Source organism: Leeuwenhoekiella polynyae (assembly GCF_004104075.1).
GTDB classification, from domain to species: domain Bacteria; phylum Bacteroidota; class Bacteroidia; order Flavobacteriales; family Flavobacteriaceae; genus Leeuwenhoekiella; species Leeuwenhoekiella polynyae.
In genome coordinates, this window is record NZ_QOVK01000001.1 from 146,000 (window position 1) to 157,105 (window position 11,106).

The 11,106-nt window shown below is 35.0% G+C and carries 8 protein-coding genes; 5 read left to right on the plus strand and 3 right to left on the minus strand.

Going from position 1 to position 11,106, the window contains the following annotated elements; genetic code table 11:
- Positions 1–2 precede the first annotated feature (2 nt).
- Positions 3–3,368 carry a TonB-dependent receptor gene (locus tag DSM02_RS00595; RefSeq protein ID WP_205875037.1) on the minus strand — a complete coding sequence of 1,122 codons (3,366 nt, stop codon included), beginning with the start codon at positions 3,366–3,368 and terminating at the stop codon, positions 3–5.
- A gap of 146 nt (positions 3,369–3,514) precedes the next feature.
- On the minus strand, positions 3,515–4,666 hold the full coding sequence (locus DSM02_RS00600; protein ID WP_128763829.1) for a FecR family protein: 1,152 nt from the start codon (positions 4,664–4,666) through the stop codon (positions 3,515–3,517).
- 134 nt (positions 4,667–4,800) lie between these two features.
- On the opposite strand from DSM02_RS00600, the gene DSM02_RS00605 reads away from it, so the two are divergent.
- From DSM02_RS00605 to DSM02_RS00625, 5 genes are all read left to right on the plus strand, one after another.
- Positions 4,801–5,379, plus strand: a complete 579-nt coding sequence (locus DSM02_RS00605) for an RNA polymerase sigma factor (RefSeq protein ID WP_128763830.1) — start codon at positions 4,801–4,803, stop codon at positions 5,377–5,379.
- Positions 5,380–5,438: 59 nt separating this feature from the next.
- Complete coding sequence (locus DSM02_RS00610) at positions 5,439–6,440, plus strand: GNAT family N-acetyltransferase (RefSeq protein WP_240673943.1); 1,002 nt, start codon at positions 5,439–5,441, stop codon at positions 6,438–6,440.
- Positions 6,437–7,537 (plus strand): DegT/DnrJ/EryC1/StrS family aminotransferase, encoded by a 1,101-nt coding sequence (locus tag DSM02_RS00615; RefSeq protein WP_128763831.1) that lies wholly within the window; start codon positions 6,437–6,439, stop codon positions 7,535–7,537. Before DSM02_RS00610 ends, DSM02_RS00615 begins: the two co-directional genes overlap by 4 nt.
- Positions 7,530–8,834 carry an O-antigen translocase gene (locus DSM02_RS00620; protein ID WP_128763832.1) on the plus strand — a complete coding sequence of 435 codons (1,305 nt, stop codon included), beginning with the start codon at positions 7,530–7,532 and terminating at the stop codon, positions 8,832–8,834. The genes DSM02_RS00615 and DSM02_RS00620 overlap by 8 nt, the downstream gene beginning before the upstream one ends.
- Positions 8,835–8,911: 77 nt before the next feature.
- Positions 8,912–9,922 (plus strand): acyltransferase family protein, encoded by a 1,011-nt coding sequence (locus DSM02_RS00625; protein WP_164918201.1) that lies wholly within the window; start codon positions 8,912–8,914, stop codon positions 9,920–9,922.
- Here DSM02_RS00625 and DSM02_RS00630 read toward each other — a convergent pair.
- On the minus strand, positions 9,837–11,042 hold the full coding sequence (locus DSM02_RS00630; protein WP_128763834.1) for a glycosyltransferase family protein: 1,206 nt from the start codon (positions 11,040–11,042) through the stop codon (positions 9,837–9,839). The two genes, DSM02_RS00625 and DSM02_RS00630, sit on opposite strands and share 86 nt — an antisense overlap.
- Positions 11,043–11,106 lie beyond the last annotated feature (64 nt).

Genomic DNA, 11,106 nt, shown 5'->3' on the forward strand with positions numbered 1-11,106 from the left:
TATTAGAAGATAATATCTAGGCCTAAGGCAATAGACTGCATAGGAGGGTAAGTAAATCCTGTACCTGTATCAATTTCAGGGTCCCAAAGTTTGAAAGAAGACAATGTGAGTACATTATTGCCCCTTACATAAAGGCGAGCATTGTTACTGCTTATTTTTTCTGTTAGACTTTTTGGAAATGTATATCCAAATTCTACATTTTTCATACGCAGCATGCTCATATCTCTAAGCCACCAAGTTGAAGCCTTATCATTATTGGCATTTGGGGCATTGGATAAACGTGGCCAGAAAACATCTTGTCTGGGGTTTTCTACCGTCCAACGATCTGTATAATTCGTGTAAATGTTACCTAGCCCTCCTTGACCTGAGCCAGGGCTGAAATACGAACCTCCTATAATTCGATATGTTTTCGCATTTCCTTGAAAAAACATGCCAAAGTCAAAATTTTTATACTGCATATTAAAACCAAAACCGTAAACAATCTCTGGGTTGTAAGTGCCTCCTATAGCGGTTCTATCTAATTCTGTAATTCTTCCATCTCCATTAATATCCTTATACTTAATATCACCTGGTCTTACATTCCCAAACGTATGTTCGGGTACATCATCATTCAATACCCCATTATCAATATCAGCAAAGTCTTCATTAGTAAATAAACCATTATCTAGGAGTCCAAATATCTGACCAACAGATTGACCTGTAGAGGACCGGTTGGTACCGATTATAGCTACTGGTTCATCCTGTTCCAGTATTTCGTTATGGGCATAACTGAAATTACCCCAACCTCTTATCGAAAAATCATCGTTAAATCTCTTATTTACATCTAAAGAGACTTCAAATCCCTGATTTTTTACTTTACCATAGTTTGACCACGGATTGTTTACAAAACCTGCAGATCCTGGTACTGTACGCCTTTGCATAAAAATATCGCTGCGCACTTCATTAAACACATCAGCCGTGATATTAATGCTTTCCCACAAACCTAAATTAATACCAAGGTTTGCCTTGGCTACGGTTTCCCAGGTTAAGTTAGATACCCCATAATCTCCTTCCCAACGACCTGCTCTTTCGTAATCATTATTAACCCCCCATCTATAGCCATTTGTATCGCCTATAGTTGTTATATAAGCAAACCTACGGCCATCTATTTGATCATTACCTGCAAGACCATAAGATGCTCTTAGCTTTAGGTTTGATATCGTTTTTATATCTTTTAAGAAATCTTCTTCAGAAACAATCCAACCCACTGCTGCAGAAGGAAAGAATCCATAACGTTTACCTTTTGCGAAATTTTCTGAACCGTTATAACCAAAATTAAATTCGGCTATATACTTACGTTTGTAGGAATAGGAAGCACGTCCTGCAAACCCTTGATTTCGGTAAGGGAGTCTGGATCCATCATCATAATTACGCTGATTATACAAAAACAAACCATCTACCTGATGATCTCCTTTAAAATTGTTAGAGTACTCAACTCTTCCTTCTAAATAAACCGCTTTGTTACCCCATTCTGAACCGGTTTCATAGCCTAAGAAATCTTGGCCAAACCTGTAAACAGTCAAATCTAAAGAGCCATCTTCGTTTCTCCCGGTTGCCGGGTTATAATATTCAAGGGATTTTGCGCGTCTAACACTATTTGCATTATACCGGTCAAAAGAAAATTTAAATGTTGTAGATAATCCCTGAACTATAAAGTCTAGATCTTGCTCTACAGAAAATAACGATTCTAATTTACTGGCACTTTGACGTTCATACCCCGTTTGAGTAGCAAGAGCCCAAGGATTTGCTCTCTCTGGCTGAACAGGTATTTCTCCAGAAGAATATTGTGTTGGATGTTGATAAGGCGGAGTTTCAAATGCAAGATTTAATAACTCATTTACGTTTTGAGGAGCTCTTCTCAAATCCTGAAGAAAACCTCCTATACTCACTCGAAACAAGGTAGTTGGGGTCATATTCAAATCAAGATTAGATCGCATGTTATACCGATCTAAATGTGGAGAAGAATCCCATTCTTGTCTTGGATCATTTTCAATAATCCCATTTTCACCATAATAAGAAGCCACAAAAGCATATCTTAAGAGATCTGTACCTCCAGTGACAGTAAGGTTAAGTCTGTCGCTTAACGCATGATCTTTGGTTATTTCATCAAGCCAGTTAACATCCGGGTATAAATCAGGATCTACTCCAGAGCGTATATTATCAATTCGTTCTTGTGAAAAGGGCTCTGTGTTGCCTTCTTCTCTTGCGATAGCATTAAACACTTCAAGATACTCTGCAGCACCTATAAACTCTGGTAATTGTGTAGGCTGTGTAAGACTATGCTCGTAACGCGCATTAAAACTTGGTTTAGCAATCTTTCCTCGTTTTGTGGTTATCAATATCACACCATTTGCACCACGTACTCCATAAACTGCGCTAGCTGCTGCATCTTTAAGGATAGAAAATGTTGCTATTTCTGCAGGGTCTATGTTATTGAGCGATCGTTCTATACCATCTACTAATACTAGGGGTTGAGAATTTCCTGCAAAAGATGAAATTCCACGAATCCAGAATTGAGAGTTATCGTATCCTGTTTCTCCAGAACGCTGTACTGCGATCACACCAGCCAATCTTCCTGCAAGATTATTACTAAGAGAACGTGAAGAACTGGTTTGCAATTCTTCGGGCTCAATAGTTGCAACCGAGCTGATCACTGAATATTTCTTTTGCTTTCCGTAGCCAACAACAACCAATTCATCAAGACTGGCAGCATTTTCTTCCAATTTTACAGAAATACTTGTTTGGCCTTCAAGTGGAATTTCTTGAGTTGTAAATCCAATATAAGATACGATCAGAATTGCATTCGGATCACTAACATTAAGTGTAAAACTCCCGTCAAATTCAGAAGTAGCACCGTTTTTGGTGCCTTTTTCTACTATGTTTGCTCCTGGAAGTGGCTGGCCGGTAGGATCAAGTATTTTTCCTGATATTTTATACTGATTTTGTTTGTCTGATAGCGAATTGTTAGATACAGCTTTTTTAAGTATAATTTGATTATTTAAAACTTCGTAATCAATATCAGAATTCTTAAATACTTTTTTAAGAACCTGATCAATAGATTGGTCATTTACAAGAACAGTGACTTTTTGCTCAAGGTTTACATCTTTTCTATTGAAGAGAAATTTATAATTAGATTTTGCTTCTATAGCATGAATAATATCAATCACAGAGACCTGCTCCAGATCTAATGATATTTTATCTTGAGAATAAGAATTAGCCTGAACCTGAAAAATTGAAATTAAGGTTATAAGTACAGCAGTAATGCTCATTTTTAAGTTTAATAGATAAATAGAATGATTCGCACTCCATCTTTGTGAGTGTTTTTTCATAATTTGCGAGTAGTTAATAATGGTTTAAATTTTGTTTTAAATCAGAGTTTAAAACCGGGAAATGTTAGAGCATTTTCTGGTTTTTTTGATTCAGGTAAGTTGGACCTCGTAGTTGTTGTTTCATTTTTAATTAGTTTAAAGTTGATTTAATAGATGGTAATGTGATTTTTATCGATTTTATATTCAAACGAATAACTTCTTTTAAAAGATTCTAAAACCTCTCTAATGCTTTCAATATCAAAGGAGGCATCAAAGATTTCTTTTTCAAGTTCTTTGTTTTCTATTTCTATTTTGACATTATATTTTCTTTCAAGCGCACGGCTTATTTTATGAAATTTTGCATTTCTAAAGATTAATTTCCCGTCCATCCAGGCGGTGTATCTGTAAGAATCTACGTCTTCAACATGGATTGTATTATCTTTTCTATTCCAATCAGCTTTTTGATTGGGTTTTAATAATATTTCATCAGAATTTTTAGGATTGAGAAGACTAACCGAACCTTCCACCAGAACGGTATGTATATTTTGGTTTTCAGCATAGTTATTGACATTAAATTTGGTCCCTAAAACTTTAATTTTAATAGCATCAGACTCAACTATAAAAGGGTGAGTCTTGTCTTCAGCAACTTCAAAAAAGGCTTCACCTGTTAGCGTTACAGATCTGGGAATATCCTTTTTAAAAAATGTAGGGTATCTTAATGTACTTCCTGAATTGAGATAAATACTTGTGCCATCTGCCAGAACGATATTAAATTTTTTACCATTAGGAATACGTATGGTAACATATGAGGGCTCTTCAACATGAGCGTCGTTGAGATAAATCAGTTTTTCTCCTTTTTGATTACCTATAGAATTGCCTTGAGCATTAGTAATTACTTTTTGATTTGTGGGTAGTAGTTTTATCATATCACCCTCTTCTGTTTCAAGAATGACAAATTTTTCTTGAATAGTTTGCCCTGTATTATTTATTAAGGGGAGTAAAAATTGTGTAGCAGAAAAATATCCTCCTGTTATCAGAACAACGACTAAGGCAGCATAGCTTAGAATACGTTTCGTAGTGATTTTTTTTGAATTCTTTTTCTTGTTTTCAGAAATCTTAGAAAGCAATTTGTCTTTTAAAGGAGCAACTTCTTCATTTTGAAGTACTGTTGAAATTTCAAAATGAAGCTTTACATACTCATCAAATGTCTTTTGGTTTTCATCATCTTTTATCCATTCAGATAATAATTCTACATCGTTTTCGGAAGCGTGCCCAGTTAAGTATCTGATTAATGAATTTTCAATGCTATTTCTGTTCATTTCTTATTGAGTTATATAGCTAAGACAATCCTCATTTAGAAAACCCTAATATTTTCATAATATTTTTTTCATATATTTATTTTTTATCAAAATAGATAAGATTAATTCCAACTTGATAAAACGTTTTATTAATAATGTCTGAACAAATAAACAATACTTGGGTGATTGCCTTAAAAAAAGGTGATAAAAATGCACACGCATTTTTAATTGAAAAATACAGTCCTTCACTTATGGGCTATGTTTTTTCCTTGACCAATGACAAAGCTTCAGCAAAAGACATTTTGCAAAATGTATTTATGAAAATCTGGGAAAAACGAGAGCGTTTAGCTATAAACACCTCATTAAAGAGTTATTTATTTAAAAGTGCTTATAACGAATTTATAAACCACTATAAGAAAGAGAGTGCTATTATAAAGCTTGAAAAAAAGTATCACGAAAGCTTAGAGAGAGTTGCAAAAGAAAGCGATGATGAAAGTTTAGAAAAAATCATGTCAGAAATATTTAATGAGATAGAAAGGCTTTCACCCAAATGCAAGGAGGTATTTTTATTGAGCAGAAAAGACGGTCTTACCAATAAAGAAATAGCGCAATATCTTAATATATCTGTAAAAACAGTAGAAGCTCAAATAAGTAAAGCATTTAAGACTTTACGTAAAAAATTAGAGGTTAAACTTTATATGATGCTTTTCCTTTTAAGGGATTGCAAAATGTGATTTCACAATAGGCATTTTTTAAATGCTTATTTTATTACTTTCACATTAAAATATATTCTTTGCCTAAATTAACAGTAAAAACCTACACACCTAACTATAAATCCAGATGGGATCGTTTTGTAGCTTCACTTAATGGAACCTATAAAGGTTCTAAGAATACATCTTTTCTCTTTCAAAGGGATTTTATGGAGTACCATAAAGACCGTTTTAAAGATTACAGCCTACTTGTTTTTAAAGGTGAAAGAGTAGTTGCTGTTTTACCTGCAAATAAAGTAGAAGACACGATATATTCACATCAGGGATTAACCTATGGAGGCTTGATTTTAGAAGCTGAAATACGGTTAAAAGAAGCTCTGGAAATTTTTGAAGCCGTTTTGAGTTTTCTTTCGCAAAGCGAAATAAAAAACCTGGAAATTAAAGTCTTACCTCAATTTTATCAGGAGTTACCTGGAGACGAACTCGATTATCTCTTGTTTTTAATTAAAGCTAAACTTGTTAAAGTGGAAACCGCTGCGGTAATTGAGTATCGCAATAGAATTCCATTGAATTCATCCAGAAAAAGCGCAGCCAATCAAGCTCAAAAAGCAGGGTTGCAAATAGTACAGACGATAGATTTTGAACCATTCTGGAAACAGGTTTTAGAACCAAATCTGCACGCAAGACATAGTGCAAAACCTACCCATTCTTTAGAAGAGATTACACTTTTAGCAAAGCGGTTTAAATATAACATTAAACAGTTTAATGTGGTTGACGATTTAGGGAGTTTATTAGCGGGAGCGACTATTTTTGAAACCCAAACAGTTGCACATGTACAGTATATTTCTGCCAACCCCCAAGGACGCAAACAAGGTGCTTTAGATCTACTATTTCAATATTTGATTGAAAAAAAATATACAGACAAGTGGTATTTTGATTTCGGAACTTCTAATGAGCAAGCCGGCTTAAAACTCAATAACGGACTCCAATTCTGGAAAGAGACCTTTGGAGCACGTACACGGGTTCAGCGAACTTTTAGTGTAAAAACGGGCAATGCACATTATCTAAAAGATATTGTTTTATGATTCCGTTTTTAGATATCAAAAAGCTCAACGCCCCTTATGAGGAAACTTTAAAGTCGAAGTTTTCAGAGTTCTTGAGTAATGGGAATTATATTCTTGGAGATGCCGTAGAATCCTTTGAAAACGAATTTGCCAGCTTTTGCGGTACAGCTCACTGCATCGGCACAGGTAACGGACTTGATGCTTTGAGACTTATCTTTGAAGCCTGTAAAACACAGGGAAAACTTAAAACGGGAGATTCTGTTTTAATGGCGGCAAATTCTTATATCGCAACGGTATTGGCTGTTATAAACGCCGGATTAAAACCTGTTTTTGTAGATATTGAAGACGCTACTTTTAATATAGATTTATACCAGTTGCCAAAGCCAGAAACTTCTGTAAAAGCTATTGTTATTACCCATTTATATGGGCTGCTGGGACCGGTAGATGAAGTTTCAGCTTATGCTAAAGACCATAATTTATTATTCATAGAAGATGCGAGTCAGGCACATGGAGCAGCATTAAAAGGCAAAAAATCCGGGAGTTTTGGTGATGCAGCAGCATTCAGTTTTTATCCCACTAAAAATCTTGGGGCATTAGGTGATGGGGGAGCGGTTACAACGTCAGATTCTAACTTGGCGACAATAATAAAGAGCCTGCGAAACTACGGAAGAAGAACCGCTCATACTAATGAATATGCAGGATTTAATTCACGATTAGATGCTTTGCAGGCTCTGTTTTTAAGCGAAAAGCTGAAGCATCTCACTACCGAAAATCAAATACGACAAAATATTGCAAAACGCTATTTAGGTCAAATCAAAAATCCCTTGGTCAAGCTTCCTTATTGGGATGATACTGACAATCACGTATTTTATCTTTTTGTTATTCTTGTCGAAGATCGTGGTTCTTTTTTAACGTATTTGAATTCAAATGAAATTGGGTATTCATTACACTATCCTGTTCCGTCGTATCAACAACAAGCTTTAAATTCCTATGCACATTTGAGCTTCCCGGTTACCGAGCAGGTAGCCAATACCTGTGTGAGTATTCCGCTTAATCCTGCGCTCTCTGAATCAGAAATAGATCGCATTATCACAGTTTTAAACCAGTATCATGCTTAAGTTTCTGCGAAAGCTCATACAGCAGAATATCTTATTAAAAGTGAGCTCTGTAAATACGCTGCGTATTTCAGTTCGCATTGTCTGTGGTTTAATAACCTCTAAGTTGATCGCAATTTATTTAGGCTCCTCGGGAATGGCAATTCTGGGAGACTTGCGTAATTTTTTGAACTCTGTTCAAAGTGTTGGTCAATTGGGAATAAACAATGGTGTAGTAAAATATTCCGCCGAATATAAGCAACAAAAAACAAAGCTAAATAGCCTTGTTTCGACTTCTTTAAAAATTAGCTTTTTGACTTCTGTAGTGCTAAGCTTAATACTTTTTATTGCGGCTCCAGAGCTTAATAATTTGGTTTTTACTAATGCATTTAATTTTACCCGAATACTTCGGTTTGTGGCACTAGCTTTACCTATTTTCACTTTAAATGCATTAACTATAAGCGTTTTAAGTGGTTTGGGGGATTATAAGAAAGTTATTTACATCAATATTGCGACAAACGTTTTAGGAGTTCTGTTAGCTGCATTTTTAATTATTAGAATGCAAGTTTTTGGCGCGCTGCTGAGTTTGGTATTTAGCGCTGCGATCGCATTCCTAATAATAGCTGTTGCCTTGCGTAAAAATCGTGGGTATTTAATCACAGTCCTATCATTACCTATCAAATATTCTATTTTAAAGAAACTAGCCTCTTATGGGGGAATGACCTTGTTTTCAGCCATCGTTTCTCCGTGGGTTTACATCAGTATCAGGCAACACATCATTGCAGTAGATGGACTCGAAAAAGCGGGATACTGGGATGCGATGCTTCGTCTTTCTGACTACTATTTGATGTTTACCACAACTTTATTGACGCTTTATGTATTGCCTAAACTCTCAACTATGCAGACTAGAAAAGAGTTTAAAACAGAGGTTTTTAGTTTTTATAAAACCATTTTACCACTTTTTGGACTGGGATTAATTCTCGTTTATTTCCTGAAAATATGGATTATTAAATTGGTTTATAATGCTGATTTTTTACAGATGAACACCTTGTTCATTTGGCAACTATCGGGTGATTTCTTTAGGGTTGCAAGTCTGGTAATTGCATATCAGTTTATCGCAAAAAATAAATTCTGGGCATTTATAATTACACAAATCATTTCCTTAAGTGTTATCTATTTTAGCAGTACACTTCTGGTTTCAGAATATGGTTTTGTGGGAGCGTCTATGGGGCATTTAGTGAGTTATATCATTTATTTTCTAATGCTATTGGTTATATTTCGAAAGTCTTTATTGAAACCCCTAAAAGGTTCAACATCCTGAGGCTTACCTCGAAATTGAAAATATGTTTCTAACGAATGCCTTGTGGGCTTACCAAGAGGTAGTTGATCTATAAAAACGTGCTAAAATCACTTGCTTCCTTACGTTTTGTTTTTGCTTTTTTGGTGTTTTTGCACCATATAAAGATTCTGGAAGATGCCATTGGTCACGCCTTTTTTTATGCGCTGAGCGGCTTTATTCTCTCTTATGTTTATGCAGAAAGAATAAGCGCTAATAAAATCAGCTTAGGTCAGTTTTTAAAATTGCGATTGAGCAGGTTGTACCCTTTGTATTTTCTCACTTTGCTAGTTGCAATACCACTAACTTTAGAAGTATTTGCTAAAAATACAATCGAATGGTGGACGAGCTTTTTGGCAGCTGTTTTGATGCTGCAAAGTTTTATACCTGATGCATTTTATTACTTCTCGTTAAACAGTGTAGCGTGGAGTATCTCAGACTTATTTTTCTTTTACTTATTATTTCCATTTTTGTTGAGATATGCGTTGAAACTTTCTAAAAGGTCTTTACTTCTATTTTATAGTGTTTCAGGCTTGATTATTTTAGCCTTAATGGTTGTTATTCCAGAGTCTTTGCAACACTGGTTTTTTTACATCAATCCGTTTCTAAGAGTTTTTGATTTTGGCTTAGGAATACTGCTTTATAAATTGCTTCGGAAGGATTCTTTTCAGGTTTATAAGTCGGCTTTCACCTATTATGAACTTGCCACAATCGCTTTACTTATCTTTTTTTACAGCGCTGCAGAATTCTTTCCGAAAGTGGTTCGGTATTCTGTTTATTACTGGTTACCGATAACGCTTTTCATTGGTGTTTTTGCACAACAAAAAGGCGCTGTTTCCAGACTCTTGTATAATAGAGTAGCTTTATTTTTAGGCGAACTCAGTTTTGGTTTTTACCTCTGGCACCAGCTTATTTTACGATATGCAAGACGCTTTATAAACCACTTTGATATTGCTTTGTCAGATTGGCAATTCAATAGTTTGAGTTTTATATTGATTCTATTGGTTTGTGTGGTTTCGTATCAATATTTTGAGCGTCCACTGAAGCGGAAGATTCGTCAGCTTTGGCTGTGATCGAATTCCAGGCTTCCACATACTTGTTAGCTATTATTTTATAATTGTGATGCTTTTTGATAAAAAGCTGTGCAGCCAGACCAATTTCCCGAATGCGATTGGGGTTTAAAATAAGCTTTTCCAGATCTGCAGTGATTCTTTCAGCATTAGGAATGGTATGAATCGCAACACTATTCGGTTCTAAATTATAGGTTTTACAAAATAATTTTCCGGCACCGGTAAAAACCACTTTTCCCTGCGCCATAGCTTCTAATGCATTATAACCTTGATCCAATGCATAGGTTTGATCGAGAATGATATCAGCCTCTTTATACGTTTGTATATATTCAGCATACGGAATACTTGTAACAAAAATGACCTCAATTTGATCCTGATATTTCTGTTGAATGCTTGTTAGCGCAGCATCAAAATAATCATTCCCTTTTTTGTGATAATTGATACGGTTTACGCCGTGAAAAATTATAAGTTTTGAACTTTCTTTTTGTGGTTTTAACTGAAAATTACTCAGGTTAACAGGATTGGGTATAAGTCCGTAATAGTCTTTAACTCCTTTATAAATAGGATGGTAATCCAGATCAGAACTGATGATCAAATCTTTTTGTTGAAACACAAAATCATGATATTTTTTGTGCCTTATAGTCAGGTATTTTTTACTAAACGGAAATTCAATATCTGGATGTTGAAGAATAGGATGGTGTGGGAGTTTATCAATATTTTTGAGATAAATATAATCGTCACCGCAAGCCAATACCACCAATTTGGGAGTCAGGATTCTCAGACGCTTTAGAATTCTTTTTTCTAAAAAATAGGGTGTTTTAAAAGGGTACTCATTGATGAGTTGAATCACATCATATTTTTTCTGATCTACAAGCCAGTCTAAACAACGATACCCAATTTCTAAAAACGCAATATCAAATCGAAAAACTTTAAATATAGCTTTTCGCAAAAAACGCATCACACTACTGTTTTCAATACGTTTTGCACTAAATATAATATCGGCAGGTAGTTTTTTAAATGCATCACCAGTACTGATAAGTGTGACCTGATGACCGGCCTCGACTAAACCAGATTTTAAGCTGTTGTGCAAATTGCTGTATTCTCCTACGAGTAGAATTCTCATAAATTGCGTTACATTTAGCGTGATAAGATACATAATCTCTGAAATCAAAACCTCAAAATATCTG

Bases quoted from the DNA above. Each gene is read 5' to 3' on its own strand.
- DSM02_RS00595 (WP_205875037.1), bottom strand. From the start codon at position 3,368: ATGAAAAAACACTCACAAAGATGGAGTGCGAATCATTCTATTTATCTA.
- DSM02_RS00600 (WP_128763829.1), bottom strand. From the start codon at position 4,666: ATGAACAGAAATAGCATTGAAAATTCATTAATCAGATACTTAACTGGG.
- DSM02_RS00605 (WP_128763830.1), top strand. From the start codon at position 4,801: ATGTCTGAACAAATAAACAATACTTGGGTGATTGCCTTAAAAAAAGGT.
- DSM02_RS00615 (WP_128763831.1), top strand. From the start codon at position 6,437: ATGATTCCGTTTTTAGATATCAAAAAGCTCAACGCCCCTTATGAGGAA.
- DSM02_RS00620 (WP_128763832.1), top strand. From the start codon at position 7,530: ATGCTTAAGTTTCTGCGAAAGCTCATACAGCAGAATATCTTATTAAAA.
- DSM02_RS00630 (WP_128763834.1), bottom strand. From the start codon at position 11,042: ATGAGAATTCTACTCGTAGGAGAATACAGCAATTTGCACAACAGCTTA.